Origin of the sequence: Janthinobacterium goodfellowi (assembly GCF_051380695.1) — a bacterium.
Lineage (GTDB): Bacteria > Pseudomonadota > Gammaproteobacteria > Burkholderiales > Burkholderiaceae_D > Janthinobacterium.
Genome location: NZ_JBNYXN010000002.1, coordinates 937,184 through 956,209 on the forward strand (window position 1 = coordinate 937,184; position 19,026 = coordinate 956,209).

Sequence of the window (19,026 nt, forward strand, 5' to 3'; positions counted from 1 at the left end):
TGCGTTTTTTGCTTGATAAAGTTGCGAAACATGATAATCTTGTGTGTAGCATGCCTGGCGCATATACCCGAGGAGCGAACATGACAGCGCATCTGCATCACGACACCCTGGCGCCCGAGCACCGGGAATGGACCGACAACGACCTGCGGGTAGTGGAACAATTCTCGCAATTGGTAAACGCACAACTCGACCTGTTGGCGCAAGGTCCCGAGCGCCAGCGTTTGGTCGGCCTGGTCACGCACGCACTCGATGCGGCGCGCGCTTCGCTGCTCGCCACACCGCCTTCGATCCTGCTGCAACTTCCCGTGTCAAAACTCAAGGTATCCGATGTCATTGGGCAAGGATGGGTGGAACTGTCGCAGGCGTCGCTGTATCGCGCCGTGGAAAGCCAGCGGTTCTATTGCGTGACGCCCAAGGGGCGCAGTATCGGAAAGGAGTTTCCGGCCTGGCAATTTGTCCAGCCTGTGCCGGAACTGATCGCGCCCGTGCTGGCCGTCCTCGCCGGCCAGCCCAGTAGTGACATCCATGCCTTCTGGATCAGCAGCGCAGACGAACTCAACGAACTTTCGCCGGCAGAGATGCTCGCAGGAAAATCATTCGAAACGCGGGCCGACATCCACCCCAGTCAGCAGGCGCTGCTGGATTTGCCCGCCAGCGAGAGATTGCGCAAGGTGCTGGCGGCGGCGAAGTGGCAGCATAGGGGCATGGCCGACATCGTAGGCTAGCCCCGCATGACGTTTGAATTAACGCCCATCCCGCCAGAAATGACCGCGCGCCTGCCGGCGCTGGCATCGCTGCGCGCTGAATTATTGAGTCATATCATCACCCATCCAGCAGGCCAGGCCCTGGTGCGCGCGGCGTGGAACGAGGCGTCTATTTGGCCCGCGAAGGTCGAACGCACATACCGCTTCGGCCCGCCCGCCGACCTGGCAGATGCGGCCGGCTTCCCCTATCACTGGGCGTATATTGCGGACGATGCCTACACGGCGGCCTGGGAAGCCCAGCTTTGCCAGAACGACGTGACGCGTCCGGGCACCTTTTATATCGCGCATGGTGCGGAACTGGCGCTGATCGCCACGCTGTCGTTCAGCGCCCCGCTGCAATTGCTCGACCTGACAGGGCTGGCCGCCAGCCGCCTGGGTATCTACGATCAATTGCGCAGTCCCGACCACGGCTGGTGCCAATGGCTGGGCTGGCAGCTGGACCAGATCATTGCGCAGGAGGCAGGCGCGATTCATGGCTTCGTGTATCCATCGCGCCGGCAGCCCGGCAAACTTGCCTATGCCATTTCATCGCGCCACATGGCAACCTTGGGCCAGGCCATGGCGTGCTCACAGCTGACATTCGGCGACAGTCCTGCGTATGCACAGTTGCTGGCCGACCGCCTGCGCGTGGTTCCGCCCTGAGCTGATGCTCCCCTACGCCGGCTCGCGCCACTTGTCCTTGATCTCCAGCATGGCCGGCAAGTGCTCCACGAACAGCGCCAGCAAGTCCGGATCGAAATGCGTGCCGCTGTCGCGCTGCATGGTGGCGATGGCCTCTTCGACCGTCCAGGCGCGCTTGTAGGGGCGCTCGCTGGTGAGCGCGTCGAAGACGTCGGCGATGGCGACGATGCGGCCTTCGTGGGGGATTTCCTCCCCTTTCAAGCCTTGCGGATAGCCGCTGCCATCCCATTTCTCGTGGTGCGTCAGGGCGATGGTGCGCGCCATTTTCAGCAGGCCGCCCGCGTGCTCGCCGATGATGGCCGCGCCGATTTCCGCGTGGCTGCGCATGACGTTCCATTCGTCCGCATCGAGCTTGCCCGGCTTTTGCAGGATGGCGTCGGGGATGCCGATCTTGCCCACGTCGTGCATCGGTGCCGCGTTCAATAAATCTTCCGCCCTGGCCGCGCTGTAGCCGGCCGCCAGCGCCAGCTGGCGCGCGTAATAGCTCATGCGGATGACGTGCATGCCCGTCTCGTTATCCTTGTATTCGGCCGCCTGGCCCAGGGTCTGGATCACCTGCAGGCGCGAGCGGCGCAATTCCTCGGCATCCACCAGCGACAAGTGCGTGCGCACGCGGGCGCGCACGATGGGCGGGCTGACGGGCTTGGTGATGTAGTCGACGGCGCCCGCGTCGAAGCCGTCCGCCTCGTCCTTCACATCGCACAGGGCGGTGACGAATATGACGGGAATGGACGCCGTGACCGGCATGGCTTTGAGCTGGCGGCACACTTCATAGCCCGTCATGGCGGGCATCATGATGTCGAGCAGGATCAGTTCGACGGGGTTGTTCTGCGCCAGTTCCAGCGCCTTCTCGCCATCCTTGGCGTACAGCAGGCGGTAATCGTCCTGCAGGATCTGGCGCAGCACCTGCAGATTCGTCGCTTCGTCGTCGACCAGCAGCAGGATCGGTTTGTCTTCTTGTAAGCTCATCATTAGCCCAATATCAGGAAAGGTCGGCAGCCGTTGGCGCCTCGAGCCACGCCAGCAGCTGACGCAGCACGCCCACGGCGCGCGCAAATTCAAAGTCGTCGATGGCGCTGGCCAGTGCCTGCAGGCGCTGCTGCTGGCCATGCGGCGCCAGCATGGCGGCGATCCGCGCCATCAGGGCGTCGTCCAGCTGCCCGCCCTCCAGGCTGGCGATGGCTTGCCGCAGCAAGGCGCCAGCGGCGGCTACATCGAGGGGCGCGCTGGCAGCAGGCGCCGGCGTGGCCACGGCCGGCATCTCCACCTCTTCCAGTTCGCCGGCCAGCGCCATGAAGGCGGCGGCCAGCTGCACCAGCAATTCGGTGGCCGGCAACTGGCGCGCGATCGCCTGTTCGATGCGTCCCAGCAGGCTTTCGACCTGCACCAGGCACAGATTGCCTGCCGCGCCCTTGATGCGGTGCAGCAGGTGGCCGGCCACGCTGCCGCCGCCGCGTTCCAGTTCCGCCGCCAGCATGGCGGCGCAGTCGCCATTGGCCTGCACGAAGCGGCCAATCGCCCGCTGCAGGGCTTCGCGGCCGCCCCACAGGGCGATGCCGCGCTGCCAGTCGACTTGGCCGGCGGCCGCTCGCGCCGCCGCGCCGGACGCTGGCGGCGGCATGGCCACGGCGATATCGAGCAGGCGGGCGATTTCCGCCGTCAGCTTGTGCATCTCCAGCGGCTTCGAGGCGAAACCGTTCATGCCGGCCGTCTGCGCGGCGCGCCGGTCCTGTTCCAGCACGCTGGCCGTCAGGGCGATGATGGGCGTCGCCTTCAAGCCCTGCTCGCGCTCGTGCACGCGGATCAGGCGCGTCGCCTCCAGGCCATCCATGCGCGGCATCTGCACGTCCATCAGGACGATGTCGAAGCTACCCTTGCTGAACTCGCGCACGGCGCTCTCGCCATCGCTGGCGGCGATCACCTGGTGGCCGGCGGCGCCCAAGCTGATCAGCAGCAGCTCCACGTTCTGCGGCACGTCATCGGCCGCCAGGATGCGCAGCGGCGGCAAGGCCACCACGGGCTGCTCGCTGCGGCGCGCCACGGCCTTGCCCGGCGCCAGCGGCAACAGCACGTGGAAGACGCTGCCCACGCCCAGGGTGCTTTCCACCGTGATGGTGCCTTTCATCAGTTCGACCAGCTGCAGCGAAATCGTCGTGCCCAGGCCCGTGCCGCCAAAGCGCCGGCTCATCGAGGAATCGGCTTGCGTGAATGGCGCGAAGATCTTGTCCAGGCGGTCGGCCGGGATGCCGATGCCCGTGTCGTGCACGGCGATATGCACTTGCTCGCCCTGCATGTCGACGGCCACGCGCACGTGGCCCACTTCCGTGAACTTGACGGCGTTGCCGATCAAATTCGTCAGCACCTGCTGCACCCGGCGCGCGTCGCCGAGGAAGAACTGGCCCATGCCGGGATCGACATCGACATGCAGCACCAGGTCGCGCGCATGCGCCGTGACGCGCAGGGAGGCGGCCACGTGGTCGACCAGGTCGGGCAGCGAGAAGTCCACCAGTTCCAGCTCGGTAGCGCCCTTTTCCAGCTTGGCCGTGTCGAGGATGTCGTTGAGCAGCTCGAGCAGGGAACGGGCCGACTGGCGCACCGTGCCCAGGTGACGGCGCTGCAGGCTGTCCAGGGCGGTCCCCAGCAGCACTTCCGTAAAGCCGATGATGGCGTTCATCGGCGTGCGGATTTCGTGGCTCATGTTGGCCAGGAAACTGGTCTTCGATTCGGCGGCCAGCTCGGCGCGGTCTTTCGCCGCGCGCAGGTTTTCCTGCATGGCGCGCCGCTCGCTCACGTCGGTGGCCAGCTTGACCACCTTGAACGGCTTGCCGTCCGTGTTGAAGATCGGGTTGTACGAAGCCTGTATCCACACTTCACGGCCATCCTTGCCGATGCGCTTGTATTCGCCCGTATTGAATTCGCCGCCCGCCAGGTGCCGCCAGAACGCGATGTAGTCGGGCGAGGTCACCTGGGCGGGCTCGCAGAAAATGCTGTGGTGCAGGCCCAGTACGTCGTCGAGCTGGTAGCCGACCAGGTCGAGGAAGTTCTGGTTGGCCGCTAGGATGCGCCCCTGCAGGTCGAATTCCGCCACGGCCGTCGCGCGCGAGATGGCTGTCACCTTGCCTTCGTATTCGGCGTTGCGCAATTCGCTTTCCGTGATGTCGAGGATGACGCCGTCGATCCAGCGCACCACGCCGTCGTTATCGAGCACGGGGCCGCTGCTTTCGCGCACCCAGCGCTCGCGCCCGTCGCGGTGGATCAGGCGGTAGACGTTCTCGAAGTCGCGCTGTTCGCCGGCCGCCTGCACGCAGGTGTCGTTGACGCGCTGGCGGTCGTCCGGATGCACGAGGTCGAACAGCCTGACCCGCCCTTCGATGAAGTCCTGCGGCATCCAGCCCGTCAGGTTGAAGACGGCGTCGCTGATGAAGATCATCTTCCATTCGGGCGCGAAGCTGCAGTGGAAGGACACACCGGGGATATTGCGGATCAGGGTGCGGTACTGGCGCTCGCTGTCCTTCAGCGCCTGCTCCATGCTGCGCGACGAGCGCATGTCCGTGACGAAGGCCACGAACAGGGGCTGGCCCGGCATGTCGATCTTGCCGATCGCCACGCGCATGGGCAGCACGGCGCCATCCTTGTGGCAGCCATCGAGTTCGCGTCCGCTGTCGAGGATGCGCGAGGCGCCCGTTTCCAGGTAGTCGCGCAGATAGCCCTCGTATTCGGCCGCGTCGGCCGGTTGCAGCAGCACGCTGGCGTCGCGCCCGACGATCTCCGCTTCGCGCCAGCCGAACAGCTTTTCCGCGGCGGGATTAAAGGAGCGCACCTTGCCCTGGCCATCGATGGTAATCAGGCCATCGGCCGCCGTGTCGACGATGGCGCGCAGGCGCGATTCGCCAGCGCTGGCGTGGCGCAGCAGCTGGCGGTAGCGCAGCAAGCCGTTCGCGGCGGCCACGAAGACGGTCAGGGTGACGGTAATCAGGGCCACGGCCAGCGCCACGAACGAAGCTTGCACGGTGATCGTGTTCTCGCCGGCCGTGGGCGTACCGGAAAAGCGCGCGGCAAGCATGCCCGTATAGTGCATACCGGAAATAGCCAGACCCATCACCACGCTGCTGACCAGCAGGGATGCCAGCGAACTGAGGCGCTGGCGCATCGCGCTCAGGCCGAAGCGCACCCACAGCGCCAGCATGGCCATGGTGACGGCCACCAGCAGCGACAGGGCGAACAGCCACGGCTCGTAGTGCAGGGTCAGCGAGGTTTGCATGGCGGCCATGCCACTGTAATGCATGGAACCGATGCCCACGCCGACGAGCACGCCGCCGACCACCAGTTGCCGCCAGTTGATACTCGGACGCGCCAGCAAATGTAGCGCCACCCATGAAGCGGCCACGCCGGGCAGCATGGACAGCAGGGTCAGGCCGGGAGCGAAGGACACGCGCGTGCAGATGTCGAAGGCCAGCATGCCGATGAAGTGCATCGACCAGATGCCGCCGCCGAGCGCGATGGCGCCCGTGACGATAGCCGTCTGGCGCTGGAAGCCGCGTTCGCTGCTGCGCGCCATGCCGGCGATCTGCAAGGCCATGAACGAGGCAAAGATGGCGATGCCGATGGAAAACAGCACCAGCCAGGCATTGTGCGTGCCATAGATGTACGGCAAGGTATCGTTCGATACGGCAAAGATGGAACTCAGCATACTGTCGTGAACCGAATAGAGTGAAACGTGACGTCGCAAAACATGACTGCGCACCGCGCGCCGGCGCCCGGCTTTTTAGTAAAGCGGCAACACAGCGGAAATGACAACGGTAGCAATCGACCAGGGCAAGGCTCGGTCATCACGCCCGCGCCTGCCGCGCGGGGGAAAGGTGCTTTTTACAGAGGGAAAAAGCGGAATGCGTACGAACTCTGGCGCGGATGTCTGGCCGCCAGCGTGACGATGATTTTTTAAAGAGCCATGAGTATAGTTGCTTTACGAAAATATTCATAGGACTTCAGCAATACAGTTATCAAAAATGATAGTTATTGCGGCGGCGATACGACAATGGTCGGCCTACGCCTGCGGCCAGCGCGCGCGGATGGCCTCGGATTGCTGGCTCAGCGGGCCAAACGTCTCGTTGACAGGGATGCCGGCCAGTCTACAGCGGCGGCTGAGCTCCTCCTTGATCTGGCACAGCGACCAGCGCTGCGGCACGGGCAGGTGCAAACCGACCACGCGGATCAGCGGGCAATCCTCGAGGCGCGTGTGCAGCAGCAGCTCCACGCGCGCCAGCGGTGCAGCGGTCCGGTAGACCTGCAATGCGCCCCCATACGTGACCACGTCCAGCCGCTGCAGCTGCGCCAGCTCCAGCCGCACGATCTTGTCCCAGCCGGGCAAGCGCCGCGCATGGCGCCGCAGCAGCAGGCCCGCATCGTCGAGTTCCACATAAAAGAGCAAAGCGCGTCCGGGAAACAGCACCAGGCCCGCGATCCAGGCGGCCAGCGCCGGCAGGAGCAGCAGCACTGCCTCGCCCGCGTACGACGCGTCGCGCCAGACGGCTTGCAGGACAAAGGCGAGGATCAGGGCGCAGCCGCCCAGCAGCACGCTGCGCCACAGCACGGGACGCAGATTGGCCATCATCGCCGCCTGGGAGCCGGCATCGTCGGCCGGCGCAAAGCGTATCCATTCGGCGCGCGCCCCTTTCAGCTGGGGTGCCGGCTTTCCGCTCAAGCGGTCGGCGCCAGCATGCCGCGGAACCACGCCAGCTGCTCGCGCGTCAGGTAGTTGGCGCCGTCGCCATGCAGGATAACGATCTCGACCTCGGCGGGAATCGACGCGAGCAGTTGCGCGCCCGTCACGGGAATGTTGGGAAAATTGATGCCGGCCAGGAAGGCCGGGTCTTCCGCCACCGTCACGCAGCGGCGCTCCGGGTTCGGCGACGGCACGAGGAACAGGTCGATCTGCTCGCTTTGCCCGCCGATAACGACGTGCAATTGCGCGGCCAGCAGTTCGGGCAAGATCAGCTCGATGTTATTCTCGGCGCGCGATTGCTGGAAAGCGCTTTTCAGGGGCGTGAAGACAGGCGTGGCGGACATGGGAACCGTGTAAAAGTGAAGACGGCGGCAGTGTAGCAGAGGCGCCCGCGCGGGCGCGCTCCGCTGGCGCCACGGCTACAGCTTGTAGTTCAGGGACAGCAGCACGCTGCGCGGCGCGCCGTAGCGTTCCAGCCCGCCCGACCACGCATAGCCGAGGCCCTGATAGTAGCGGCGGTCCAGCACATTGTCGACGCTGACGCGCAGCTGCACCTGCTCGCTCAGGCGGTACCCGGCCGTCAAGCCGACGATGGCGTAGCCGCCCTGCTGCGTCAGGTAGCCCGTGTCGCGGCGGTAGATCTTGTCCTGCGCGTACACGGAGCCGCCCAGATTCCACCGCGCCAGGCTGCCGCGCAGCTGCACAGTCGTGTACAGCTTGAACAATTGCTTCGGCTCGTCCGTGGCGATGCGCTGGCCGATGTTCGCCGCCACGCTGTCCCGCGCATACTTGGCCAGCACATAGGTGTAGCCGCCCGCGACCTGCCAGCCCGGCAGTGGCGAACCCGACAATTGCAGGTCGACGCCTTCGCTCTGCACCTGCCCGGCCGCCCGGGCGCAATAGATGGCGCCGCCCGTGGGGCAATTGAGTTCGTCGGCCATGGCGCGGTTGTTTTGCCGGATACGGAACAGGGCGCCGCTGGCATTGAGCCTACCGCCGAAATACTCGCCCTTGACGCCCACTTCCAGATTGGTGCCGCTCAGCGGCGGCAAGGTATTGCCACGCACGTCCAGCGAGCTTTGCGGCTCGAAGATCTGCGTGCCGCTCGCATACACGGAATGGTGTTGATCCACGTCATAGACGAGGCCCGCGTACGGCGTAAACTTGGCATTTTCCGTCAGGCTGCGGCGCCAGGTCGGATTGGTCGAGTACCATCCCGTGGCATCCTGCGCATACCAGCCGAAGCGCCCGCCCAGCACCAGGCGCAGCGGATCGGCCAGGCTGAAGTTGCCGGCCGCATAAATGCCCTTCTCGTCCGTCTTGCGGCCCCAGTTGTACGGCTCGAACGCCGTGCCGCGCATCGGATAGGCGCGCGGATTCCAGTGGCGGATATCGATCACGCGCGTCCCGGCGCCCTCCCAGCTCTGCCCCGCATCCGAATCGTCGTGGCGATAGCTGGCGCCCACGATGACGTCGTGCTGGCGGCCGAACCAGGTGACGGGTCCGCTCAGGCGCCAGTCAGCCACCACCTGTTCCGTGTTGTACTTCCAGCCCGTTTCCGACTGGCTGAACCGATAAATCTCGCCAGCGATGCGGCTATTGGTGGTGTTGCGCGTCGATGAAGAGGCATCGATATGCGTGATGGCGAAGCGGCTGCGCCAGCCCTGCTCCAGCCTGGTTTCCAGGTCGGCGAAGACGACGTTGTTGTCGCGTTTCTGGAAGGAATCGGCGTTATTCAGGAAAGTGGAACGGGGCAAATCCATGTGACGGCCGTCGGCAAACGTCGGCAAGCCGACGGACACGCCGTCGGTGCGGCTATGCTGGCGCGAAAAGCCGACGCCGGCCGTGGTGGACGGCGTCAGGTCCGCCTCGACGATCGCATACACGGTGCCATTGGTATTGTTGACCACGTCGACGAAACTGTCGCTGTCGCGCCAGCTGGCCGCCACCCTGCCGCGCACGCTGCCCGAGGCGTTCAAGGCATTGCTGGCGTCCACCGTCAACTGCCGGACCTGCCAGCTGCCCAGGTGGACGGATGCATTCAGCAGGGGCGTGGCCGTGGGGCGCTTGCGTATCATGTTGATGCTGCCCGACGGCGCGCCCGCCCCTTCCATCAAACCCGTGGCGCCGCGCACCACTTCCACCCGGTCGTACATCAGCATGTCGGCCGAGACGTTGCGTTCATTGAAACCCGTGACATCCAGCGGCAAGCCATCGACGTTGACGTGGCTCAAGGCAAAACCGCGTGCAAAATACGTGGTTTCCTGGTCGGACACGCCCTGGGTCTTGCCATACAGGCCAGGCGTGGCGCGCGCCACGTCCTGCAAGGTGGTCAAATCGAAATCTTCCATCTGCTGGCGCGAAATCACGCTGACCGTTTGCGGCGTGTGGCGTTGCGACAGGTTCAACCCGGTGGCCGTCGACATCGCGCGCGCCGTATATAAACCCGTGCCTTCCGTGGCGCGGTCCGCCTCGGCGCTGACGACCACGGCGGGCATGCTGGCCAGGCCGCCATCGGCCGTGCTGGCATTCATATTGCGCAACAGATAATTGCCGCTGCCGCTGGCTGTCACCTCCAGGCCACTGCCTTGCAGCAACGTTTGCAAACCGGCCGCGACACCATAACGGCCCTGCAAGCCCGGCGTCACCAGGCCGTCCAGCGCCACGCCCTGCATGGACAGGTTCACGCCAGCGGCGACGGCAAACGAGGCCAGCGCATCGCGCAGGTTGCCGGCGGGAATACTGTAGTCGCGTGCGCTGGCTGCCTGGCTGGAGTCAGCCGCCAGCGCCATTTGCGGCAAAGTGGCGCCGGCCGCGCCCACGGCAAGGAACAAGACCAGCGCGGCGCGCACGGCGCCGGTGGTGGGATGGAGCGTCATCCGTGCTGCTGTCAAAGTACGGTGTTGCAAAGCCATGTAAACCCTTTCGATGGTTCGGATTGTTCGTTCTCTACCTTGTATGACGAAGCAAGCCGAAAAAAGGGACAGGCAAAAGTAAATTGGAGCATGTCGGCTTACGCCCTGCGGCTAAGCCGGCCTACTATGCGCGACAGTCGTAGGTCGGCTTAGCGTGGCAAGGCCACGCTAAGCCGACAATCTCAAGCCGCCTCGACATTGATCCAGTAGCGCGTGCGGCGCGCCAGCCGAATCGGCAAGGCGCGCTGCAGCAAGAGCAGGATGTTCTCCGGGTCGTGCAACTGGAAGATGCCGTCCACAGGCATGGCAGCGAGCGCCGGATCGCAGCGCAGCACGCCATAGCGGTAGCGGGCCACCTGGTCAAGCACCTCGCCCAGCGGCATGCGCTCGGCGACCAGCACGCCCTTCAGCCATGCGTCCGCATGCCGCGCCAGCGGCGTCAACGGCGACACGGCCATGTCGTCGAAACTACCCTGCCGGCCCGCATCGACCCTGCGCAAAGCGCCGGGCGCTTGCGCCGGCTGGATTTCCACCGCGCCCTCGCTGACGTCCACCTGCGTGCGCGGCGCCAGCACGCTGCCGCCCTGGCGCACGCTGAAATGCGTGCCCAGCGCGCGCACGGTGCCATTGCTGCTGCGCACGAGGAAGGGGCGCGCCGGCACGGCCCCGTCGTGCGCTGTGGCGACATGGATCTCCCCCGCATGCAGCACGACCTGCCGCGCTGCGCCGTCAAAGCGCAGGTCGATGGCCGTGTCCGTATTGAGCACCAGTTGTGTCCCATCAGGCAGTGTCATGTGGCGGATTTCGCCCCTGGCCGTGCGGATGGCGGCGTGCCACCCCTGCCACGGCGCCGACTGGCCTGCCAGCCACAGCACCGGCCCGGCCGCGATCAGCCCGGCCAGGCCGTAGAGCACGGCACGCCGATGCGGCGACTGCGGCGCCCCGTCCGCCGCCTGGCGCAGCGCGGGCGGCACGCCGGCCAGGGTGCCGCATACGAGCTCGGCCCGCTGCCAGGCCGTTTCGTGCGCGGGATCGCTGGCGCGCCAGGCCTGGAAGGCTTGCTGTTCGTCAACGTTCAAAGGCCCCCCGTGCAGGCGCACCAGCCATTGCGCCGCCGCGCGGGCGGCGCGCGGGTCGATCGCGGCGTTCACAGGATCAAGAGGATGCAGCGCTCGAACGCCTGCACCATGTAGCGCTTGATGCTGCGCTCGCTCACGCCCAGGCGCCGGGCGATTTCTCCATAAGCGAGGCCATCGACATGCGCCAGCAAGAAGGCATTGCGCACCAGCGGCGGCAAGCCGTCGAGCATGGCATCGATGCGCTGCAAGGCTTCCAATACCAGCAAACGCTCTTCCGGCGACTGCATCAGCAGATCGGGCTGCTGCGCCAGGGTTTCCAGCCACGCCTGCTCCAGCGACACGCGCCGGTAATGGTCGATCAGCAGGCGCTGCGCCACGGTGGTGAGATAGGCGCGCGGTTCGCGCAGGCTCTGCCGTCCTTCCGGCGGCGCCGTCAGCAGGCGCAAAAAGGTATCGTGCGCCAGGTCGGCCGCATGGTCGGCGCACTGCAGCTTGGCGCGCAGCCAGCGCATCAGCCAGCCGTGGTGGTGGCTGTAGATGCCGGCTATTGAATCGCTGGACTGCGCAATGTTCACTGGGGACTCCGATGCGCAAGGCAAGGCGCGTCTAATTGATAATAATTCTCATTATCACAAATCATTGCCTGCGGCGTCAATGCCGGCGCCTGCCTATCGCTGAAAACCGTTGTTTCAGCGCGGTTGCCGGCTCTTAGCGGCTGAGATACAAGCTCTTCATGACCATGCCCCCGCGCATTTTCTTCGCGCCCGGCGCCAGCCCGGCGGGACAGGCACCGAGGAATACGCCCGCCAGTTCCGTGCGTTGCACCTCGGTCTTGCCGTTCAGTTCGATAGTGGTGTCGGCGGTCAGGGTATACGCCTTGGCCAGGTCGCCCTGGAAACTGCCCGCAAGCTTGGCGCCAGGGCAGATGGACTGGAAGGTATAGCTGTCGCCCTGGCGGCTTTGCGACGCGATCTGGCATTCCTGCTCGAAATCGCTCCACAAGTCGTCATCGATCAGGCGGTCGCGTTGCTGATCGACACAGATTTCCCAGGAAAACGGCGAGGTGGCGGGCGTCACCTTCCACAGTCCCGTGGCGCGCTGCAAACGCTGCGCAGGTTGCGCCGCCGAGGCGGATGCGGCTGCGCAAAAAATAGCCATCAGGAACAAGGGCGCGCTGCGTTTCATGGGCATTCCTTTCAGCTAAAAGTGTGAATATAGCAAAGAGGAACGCGCGCAGGCCGCACGCTTAGCCGTGCATCTCGGGCCTGGCGGCCAGCACGAAGGGAATGGCTAACGGCCCCAGAAGCACCACCAGGATGGCCCTGACAGCCGTCGTTTTCAAGGAGCGGCGCTTGGCAATGAAGAGACAGGCGAAGGCCGAAAGCGACCAGATCAGGGCAGGCAGGTATTCAGTCATCATGCACTCCGGATGCGCCTTGCAAGACAGGAAAGCCATGCTGACACGGAAATGCGGCCACCGCAATGGCAAATCGGGCATCGGCCATTGCGCTTGGCGGCCAGCGGCCTATTTTCAGCCATTCTTAAGATTGCAGGCGGCTGGCGGCTGACGAGACGATCAGTGCTGGCCGATCTTCATGATTTTCAACGCGTTCGTGCCGCCGACCTTGCCCATCGGCTCGCCCCAGGTCAGCACCACGGTGTCGCCCTTGGCCACGACTTTATGTTCGACCAGCAAGTCTTCCGCCTGCTGCAAGACCTTGTCGCGGTCGGTGCCGGACGTCAGTTCCAGGGTGCTGACGTTGCGGTACAGGGCCAGCTTGCGGCGCGTGCCCACGCTCGGGGTCAGCGCGACGATGGGGATATCGATGTTGCAACGGCTCATCCACAGAGCCGTGGAGCCCGATTCCGTCAGGGTGGCAATCGCTTTCACGCGCAGGTGATGGGCCGTAAACAGCGCGCCGTAGGCGATCGACTGGTCGATGCGCGAGAACGTGGCGTTGAGGAAATCGGCGTCCAGCTTGCAGGTATCCCACTTTTCCGCGTCCAGGCAGATGGCGGCCATCGCTTCCACCGTTTCGATCGGATAGCGGCCCGACGCCGTTTCCGCCGACGTCATGACGGCATCCGTGCCGTCGAGCACGGCGTTGGCCACATCGGACACTTCCGCGCGCGTCGGCACGGCGTTGACGATCATCGATTCCATCATCTGCGTGGCCGTGATGGCTAATTTATTCGACGCGCGCGCCATCTTGATCATGCGCTTTTGCAGGGCCGGCACGGCCGCGTTGCCCACTTCCACGGCCAGGTCGCCGCGCGCCACCATGATGCCGTCGGAAGCGTCGAGAATTTCCTGCAGCGCGGGAATGGCTTCCGCCCGTTCGATCTTGGCGATCATCATCGGCTTGTGGTCCCACGCTTCGCCGGCGATATTGGCCAGCTGGCGCGCCATGACCATGTCGGTGGCGTTTTTCGGGAAGGACACAGCCACGTAATCGGCCTGGAAACTCATTGCCGTCTTGACGTCTTCCATATCCTTGGCCGTCAGCGCGGGCGCCGACAAGCCGCCGCCCTGGCGGTTGATGCCCTTGTTGTTCGACAATTCGCCGCCGATCTTGACGGTGGTGTGAATTTCGCTGCCGACGACTTTATCGACCGTCAGGACGATCAGGCCGTCGTTCAGCAGCAGCACGTCGGCAGCGCGCAAGTCACGCGGCAATTCCTTGTAGTCGAGGCCGCAGCGCTCGATGTTGCCCAGCTCGCCGTTTTCGCCCCATTTCGCGTCGAGGATGAAGGAAGCGCCGTTTTCCAGGAAAATCTTGCCTTCTTCAAACTTGCCGACACGAATCTTCGGACCTTGCAAGTCGGCCATGATGGCCACTTCGCGGCCGCACAGCGCTGCCGCTTCGCGCACCATGCGGGCGCGGTCGATATGGTCTTGCGCCTTGCCATGCGAGAAGTTCAGACGCACGACGTCGACGCCGGCCTTGAACATGCGGACGAGGGTATCGATATCGTTCGAAGCGGGGCCGATGGTGGAAACGATCTTGGTGGCGCGTTGCTGTACTTGCATGGTCATGGTGTGCTGCTTTCTATAATGAGTTGCTACAAGGGCCAGCCTTGTGGGCCGGCCGTCCTGGTGCGCTGGATCAGCGGTGGTTCTTGTTACTTGGCCGCCATCAGGGCGACGGTCGTGTCGAGCATGCGGTTCGAGAAGCCCCACTCGTTGTCGTACCACGACGACACTTTCACGAGGCGGCCCGAGACCTTGGTCAGGGTCGAATCGAAGTTCGACGATGCCGGGTTATGGTTGAAATCGATGGAAACGAGCGGTTCCGTCTGGTACGTCAAGATGCCTTTCAGCGCACCTTCCGACGCCGTTTTCAGCAAGGCGTTGACCTCTTCCACCGTGGTATCGCGCTTGGCGATGAAGGACAGGTCGACCAAGGAGACGTTGATCGTCGGCACGCGCACGGCGAAACCATCGAGCTTGCCATTGAGTTCCGGCAAGACCAGGCCGACAGCGGCGGCCGCGCCCGTCTTGGTGGGGATCATCGAATGCGTGGCCGAGCGGGCGCGGCGCAGGTCTTCATGCATCACGTCGGACAAGACCTGGTCGTTCGTGTAGGCGTGCACGGTGGTCATCAGGCCCGATTCGATGCCGATGGCATCGTTCAGGGGTTTCACCAGTGGCGCCAGGCAATTCGTCGTGCACGACGCGTTGGAAATGACCGTGTCCGATGCCTTCAAGACATGCTGGTTGACGCCGAACACGATGGTGGCGTCCACGTCCTTGCCGCCCGGCGCGGAAATGATGACTTTCTTCGCCCCGCCCTTCAAATGCGCCGAGGCTTTTTCCTTGGTGGTGAAGAAACCCGTGCATTCAAGCACCACATCGACGCCGAGTTCGCCCCAGGGAATCAGGGCCGGATCGCGCTGCGCGAAGACGCGGATGCGGTCGCCATTGACGAGCATGTTCTCGCCATCGATGGTGACGACGCCGGGAAACTTGCCGTGCACCGTATCGTAGCGCGTCAAATGCGCATTCGACTTGGCGTCGCCCAGGTCGTTGATGGCGACGATCTCGATATCCTGCTGCTTGCCGCCTTCATAAAACGCGCGCAAGACGTTGCGGCCGATGCGGCCATAGCCATTGATGGCAACTTTGATGGTCATGCTGTCTCCTTGATATTGTTTGAATGAATTACTTAACCACTATTTCTCAGTCCCGCCGCGATCCCATTGATCGACAAATGAATCCCCGTGCGCGCTGCCGCATCCTGCTTTCCTTCGCGGAAACGTTTCAACAGCTCCACCTGCACGTGGTTGAGCGGGTCGATGTAAGGGAAACGGTTGCGTATCGAGCGCTGCATCAGCGGATTGGCCTGTTGTAACTCTTCCTGGCCCGTGATCAGCTTCAAGGCGTCCAGGGTGGCCGCGTATTCGGCGCGGATGCGCGTAAAGATGGCGTCGCGCAAGGCCTTGTCCTTGACCAGTTCCGCATACTTGCCGGCGATGGCGATGTCGCTCTTGGCCAGGACCATATCCATGTTCGACAGCAGGGACGTGAAGAATGGCCAGTCCGTGTACATGCCGCGCAGCACGTCCGCGCCATCGGCGGGATGGGCGGCCAGGTAGGCTTGCACGGCGGAGCCGAAACCGAACCAGCCAGGCAGCATCAAGCGGCATTGCGCCCAGCTCAAGACCCAGGGGATGGCGCGCAAATCCTCGATCGAGGTCGATTTCTTGCGCGAAGCGGGACGGCTGCCGATATTCAGTGCGGCAATTTCCGCAATCACCGTCGATTCCCAGAAATACTGCTCGAAGCCTTCCGTGCCGTAGACGAGGTCGCGGTAGGCGTTCAGGGCCGTGCCGGACAGCTCTTCCATCGCGGCCAGGTGGCCCGCGCCAGCCGAAGCCTTCGGCTGCAGCTGCGCTTGCGGCAGCAGGGTCGACTGGATGGTGGCGGCCACCAGCACTTCCAGGTTGCGGCGCCCTACTTCGGGGTTCGCATACTTGGCCGTGATGACTTCGCCCTGCTCCGTCAGGCGGATCTGGCCCTGCACGGCGCCGGCCGGCTGGGCCAGGATGGCTTCGTAGCTGGGTCCGCCGCCGCGGCCCACGGAACCGCCACGGCCGTGGAACAGGCGCAGCTTGATCTGATATTCCTTGAACACGGTCACCAGTTCGATCTCGGCCTTGTAGAGTTCCCAGCCAGAGGTCAAGAAGCCGCCGTCCTTGTTGCTGTCCGAATAACCGAGCATGACTTCCTGCTGGTCCGCGCGCGACGCCAGCAAGCCCCGGTAGAACGGCAAGCCAAACGCGCGCGCCATGATGGCGGGGCCGGCGCGCAAGTCGTCGATGGTTTCGAACAGGGGAATGATGTTGACGTCCACTTCGCGGCTGTCCTGGCGCAGCAAGCCCACTTCCTTCAGCAGCAAGGCCACTTCCAGCAAGTCCGACACGCTGGCCGCTTTCGAGATGATGCAGTTCGGCACCGATTCCTTACCATATTTCACATGCGCTTCGCGCACGGCGCGGAAGATGTCGAGTTCGGACGTCGTTTCTTCCGAGTACTGCGCATACGGCGACGTCAGCAGGCGCGGCGATTCCAGCTCGGCCAGCAGCAAGCTGATGCGCTGCTCTTCATCGAGGTCCAGGTAGACCAGGCCGGGCTGGGCGCCGGCGAACAGTTCGCCCACGACGCGCTCGTGCACATCGGAATTCTGGCGCAAGTCCAGCGGCGCCAGCGAAAAGCCGAACACCTTGACGGCGCGGCGCAGCTGGCGCAGCCGGCCGCGCGCCAGCGCGCGCAAGCCATTGCTGACGAGCGAATGCTGGACCACGTCCAGGTCTGCCAGCAGTTCGGCGGCGGCCGCGTAAGGCTGCACGCCGTCCGCTTGCTTGCCCTTGCCAGAGAGCACCACGCGCGTGGCGTCGAGGCGCGCATGGATGCCATGCAGGGCGCGGCGGTACGGTTCGTCGACCCGGTGCGGCGAGGCATCGGCCGAGCGCTCGGCCAGCGCGCGCAGCGGCTCGCTGCAGGCATTCAGGATTTGCGCCAGCGACAGCTGCGAAGCAAGCTTGCGTAATTCGCCGAGGTAAAAGTCGAGCACCTTGTCCGCCTGCGTCTGCAGGGTGCTGCGCAGGATGTCGGCCGTGACGAAGGGGTTGCCGTCGCGGTCGCCGCCTATCCAGCTGCCGACTTTCATAAAATTGGGCAATTCCGCATCTTCCCAGCGGGCATCGCGCTGGGCCAGCATCGTTTCCAGCGAGGAATACAATTTCGGCAATTCGCGCAAGATCGTGTGGTCGTAGAACGACAGGCCATTGGCCACTTCGTCCATGACGGACAGCTTGCTCGTGCGCAACAGACGGGTTTGCCACAGGGTCACAATGCCGCGGCCCAGCGCTTCTTCGTTCTGCTCCGCTTCTTCCGGCGTCATTTGCACGCGGTCGCGCTCGCTCAACAGGCGCGCGATGGCCATCTGGCAATTCTGGATACTCTTGCGCTGCACTTCCGTCGGATGGGCCGTGAACACGGGGCTCACAAAAGCATCTTCAAAGAAAGTTTCCAGCGCATCGGCCTTGCCCGCGTCAAACACATTGCCGACGGCATGGCTGAGACTACCCTGGCGCGGCGGCGAACCGGCGATCAAATGGGCGCGCGTGCGGCGGATGTGATGCTGGTCTTCCGCAATATTGGCCAGCAGCGAGAAATAGCTGAAAGCGCGCGTCAATTGCGTGGTTTCTTCCTGCGACAGCGCTTGCAGCGCGTCCGACAGCTGCGCGCGCGCCGCCTCATCATTGTCGCGGCGAAAACGGATGGCCAGCTGGCGCACATGTTCGATGCGCTCGAAGGCGGGGTCGCCCAGGTGGTTGCGGATGGCGTCGCCCAGCAGACGGCCCAGTTGGCGGATATCGCTGCTCAGCAGCTCGTCTTTCACTTCATTCATTTGCATGGTATGTATTTCCTGGAGCGGCCACGGCGGCACCGCACAGATTGCGTAGTACGCGCTCCCCGGCCGGGAAACGCCCATCATCCGATTTTTGTAGTAAATTTACCTTATTGCTTCACCATCCTCTTGATTTTCATCAATAAAAATCCTACTCACAGGACCAACAAGGGCTTGCAAGCTATTTGCCAGGGCAACAATATGAAAATTTACTACGCATTTAAGCGAAAGGCAATCAACTTTTGTCTTTCGAGGATGAAAAGTGACGGCGCAACACACATGGCAGTCGCTCTCCTGTATGCTGCGGATGAAACAAGGATGTAATCCACATCTTATGAACGATATCCCATGCGACTGACTGCCTATACCGACTACACCCTGCGCACCCTGATGTACCTGGGCGTGCACCGCGACCGCCTCGTGACCATCCAGGACATCGCCGACCTGCATGCGATTTCGAAAAACCACCTGATGAAGGTGGTGCACCAGCTGGGCCTGTCCGGCATCGTGGAAACCGTGCGTGGACGCAACGGCGGCCTGCGCCTGGCGCGCGACCCGGCCGAGATCAATATCGGCACGGTCGTGCGCGAGACGGAAAGTGATTTTTTCATGGCAGAATGTTTTAACAAGGAAAACAATACCTGCCCGCTGACGCCCGATTGCCTGTTGAAAGCCAAGCTGGGCCAGGCGACGGCCGCCTTCCTGGCCGTGCTCGACACGGTAACCCTGGCATCGATACTCGACGCAACGCCGGGAGCGCCCGCGCTGGCGGCGGGAGTGATTCCCTTGCGCGTGGCCAAGTAAGGGTCAGGTAAGCGCGTGCCACAAACAACAAGGCTCTGTCCCCGACAAATAGGGGAACTCAAGGAATCTTCCCCAGCCCCGGCTGTCTGACTGTACATATCAGACAAACGGGAGCCTTTCATGCAGCCAGCTGAATGGAAAACCTTC

Annotated in this window: 15 protein-coding genes; 3 read left to right on the forward strand and 12 right to left on the reverse strand. The window is 63.8% G+C overall.

Annotated features, from left to right (window positions below):
• Positions 1–80: 80 nt before the first annotated feature.
• Both ACQ4WQ_RS12310 and ACQ4WQ_RS12315 read left to right on the forward strand, forming a co-directional pair.
• Positions 81–725 (forward strand): hypothetical protein, encoded by a 645-nt coding sequence (locus tag ACQ4WQ_RS12310; RefSeq protein ID WP_436497350.1) that lies wholly within the window; start codon positions 81–83, stop codon positions 723–725.
• 6 nt (positions 726–731) lie between these two features.
• Positions 732–1,406, forward strand: coding sequence for an RES domain-containing protein (locus ACQ4WQ_RS12315; RefSeq protein ID WP_326457147.1), 675 nt, complete (start codon positions 732–734; stop codon positions 1,404–1,406).
• A 12-nt stretch (positions 1,407–1,418) separates the two neighbouring features.
• On the opposite strand, the gene ACQ4WQ_RS12320 is transcribed toward ACQ4WQ_RS12315, so the two are convergent.
• From ACQ4WQ_RS12320 to ppc, 12 genes are all read right to left on the reverse strand, one after another.
• On the reverse strand, positions 1,419–2,414 hold the full coding sequence (locus tag ACQ4WQ_RS12320; RefSeq protein WP_436497425.1) for an HD domain-containing phosphohydrolase: 996 nt from the start codon (positions 2,412–2,414) through the stop codon (positions 1,419–1,421).
• Between the two features lie 13 nt (positions 2,415–2,427).
• Positions 2,428–6,135, reverse strand: coding sequence for a PAS domain S-box protein (locus ACQ4WQ_RS12325; protein WP_436497352.1), 3,708 nt, complete (start codon positions 6,133–6,135; stop codon positions 2,428–2,430).
• Between the two features lie 354 nt (positions 6,136–6,489).
• Positions 6,490–7,146, reverse strand: coding sequence for a hypothetical protein (locus tag ACQ4WQ_RS12330; RefSeq protein ID WP_436497354.1), 657 nt, complete (start codon positions 7,144–7,146; stop codon positions 6,490–6,492).
• The gene (locus ACQ4WQ_RS12335; protein WP_436497356.1) at positions 7,143–7,511 is read right to left on the reverse strand and encodes a hypothetical protein; all 369 of its coding nucleotides are present in this window, start codon (positions 7,509–7,511) and stop codon (positions 7,143–7,145) included. The genes ACQ4WQ_RS12330 and ACQ4WQ_RS12335 overlap by 4 nt, the downstream gene beginning before the upstream one ends.
• Before the next feature lie 75 nt (positions 7,512–7,586).
• Entirely contained in the window at positions 7,587–10,046 is a 2,460-nt protein-coding gene (locus ACQ4WQ_RS12340; RefSeq protein ID WP_436497358.1) for a TonB-dependent siderophore receptor, read from the reverse strand.
• A 218-nt stretch (positions 10,047–10,264) separates the two neighbouring features.
• A complete protein-coding gene (locus ACQ4WQ_RS12345) occupies positions 10,265–11,233 on the reverse strand; it encodes a FecR domain-containing protein (protein WP_436497360.1) in 969 nt (322 codons plus the stop codon).
• Positions 11,230–11,736: a sigma-70 family RNA polymerase sigma factor gene (locus ACQ4WQ_RS12350; protein ID WP_436497362.1), complete on the reverse strand. Its 507-nt coding sequence runs from the start codon at positions 11,734–11,736 to the stop codon at positions 11,230–11,232. Before ACQ4WQ_RS12350 ends, ACQ4WQ_RS12345 begins: the two co-directional genes overlap by 4 nt.
• Before the next feature lie 133 nt (positions 11,737–11,869).
• On the reverse strand, positions 11,870–12,346 hold the full coding sequence (locus ACQ4WQ_RS12355) for a DUF3617 domain-containing protein (protein ID WP_436497364.1): 477 nt from the start codon (positions 12,344–12,346) through the stop codon (positions 11,870–11,872).
• A 61-nt stretch (positions 12,347–12,407) separates the two neighbouring features.
• A complete protein-coding gene (locus tag ACQ4WQ_RS12360; protein WP_326457156.1) occupies positions 12,408–12,581 on the reverse strand; it encodes a hypothetical protein in 174 nt (57 codons plus the stop codon).
• A gap of 156 nt (positions 12,582–12,737) precedes the next feature.
• Positions 12,738–14,198 carry a pyruvate kinase gene (pyk, locus tag ACQ4WQ_RS12365; RefSeq protein WP_092708978.1) on the reverse strand — a complete coding sequence of 487 codons (1,461 nt, stop codon included), beginning with the start codon at positions 14,196–14,198 and terminating at the stop codon, positions 12,738–12,740.
• An 86-nt stretch (positions 14,199–14,284) separates the two neighbouring features.
• A complete protein-coding gene (gene gap / locus ACQ4WQ_RS12370) occupies positions 14,285–15,295 on the reverse strand; it encodes a type I glyceraldehyde-3-phosphate dehydrogenase (RefSeq protein ID WP_121669631.1) in 1,011 nt (336 codons plus the stop codon).
• A gap of 32 nt (positions 15,296–15,327) precedes the next feature.
• Entirely contained in the window at positions 15,328–18,081 is a 2,754-nt protein-coding gene (ppc, locus tag ACQ4WQ_RS12375) for a phosphoenolpyruvate carboxylase (protein WP_436497367.1), read from the reverse strand.
• Positions 18,082–18,423: 342 nt separating this feature from the next.
• On the opposite strand from ppc, the gene ACQ4WQ_RS12380 reads away from it, so the two are divergent.
• The gene (locus ACQ4WQ_RS12380; protein ID WP_436497369.1) at positions 18,424–18,879 is read left to right on the forward strand and encodes an RrF2 family transcriptional regulator; all 456 of its coding nucleotides are present in this window, start codon (positions 18,424–18,426) and stop codon (positions 18,877–18,879) included.
• The last annotated feature ends 147 nt before the right edge of the window (positions 18,880–19,026 follow it).

What these genes read in the sequence shown, in the direction of transcription:
- ACQ4WQ_RS12325 (WP_436497352.1), bottom strand. Translation starts at nt 6,135, where the DNA reads ATGCTGAGTTCCATCTTTGCCGTATCGAACGATACCTTGCCGTACATC.
- ACQ4WQ_RS12340 (WP_436497358.1), bottom strand. Translation starts at nt 10,046, where the DNA reads ATGACGCTCCATCCCACCACCGGCGCCGTGCGCGCCGCGCTGGTCTTG.
- ACQ4WQ_RS12360 (WP_326457156.1), bottom strand. Translation starts at nt 12,581, where the DNA reads ATGATGACTGAATACCTGCCTGCCCTGATCTGGTCGCTTTCGGCCTTC.
- ACQ4WQ_RS12380 (WP_436497369.1), top strand. Translation starts at nt 18,424, where the DNA reads ATGCGACTGACTGCCTATACCGACTACACCCTGCGCACCCTGATGTAC.
- ACQ4WQ_RS12355 (WP_436497364.1), bottom strand. Translation starts at nt 12,346, where the DNA reads ATGAAACGCAGCGCGCCCTTGTTCCTGATGGCTATTTTTTGCGCAGCC.
- gap (WP_121669631.1), bottom strand. Translation starts at nt 15,295, where the DNA reads ATGACCATCAAAGTTGCCATCAATGGCTATGGCCGCATCGGCCGCAAC.
- pyk (WP_092708978.1), bottom strand. Translation starts at nt 14,198, where the DNA reads ATGACCATGCAAGTACAGCAACGCGCCACCAAGATCGTTTCCACCATC.
- ACQ4WQ_RS12335 (WP_436497356.1), bottom strand. Translation starts at nt 7,511, where the DNA reads ATGTCCGCCACGCCTGTCTTCACGCCCCTGAAAAGCGCTTTCCAGCAA.
- ppc (WP_436497367.1), bottom strand. Translation starts at nt 18,081, where the DNA reads ATGCAAATGAATGAAGTGAAAGACGAGCTGCTGAGCAGCGATATCCGC.
- ACQ4WQ_RS12310 (WP_436497350.1), top strand. Translation starts at nt 81, where the DNA reads ATGACAGCGCATCTGCATCACGACACCCTGGCGCCCGAGCACCGGGAA.
- ACQ4WQ_RS12315 (WP_326457147.1), top strand. Translation starts at nt 732, where the DNA reads ATGACGTTTGAATTAACGCCCATCCCGCCAGAAATGACCGCGCGCCTG.
- ACQ4WQ_RS12320 (WP_436497425.1), bottom strand. Translation starts at nt 2,414, where the DNA reads ATGAGCTTACAAGAAGACAAACCGATCCTGCTGCTGGTCGACGACGAA.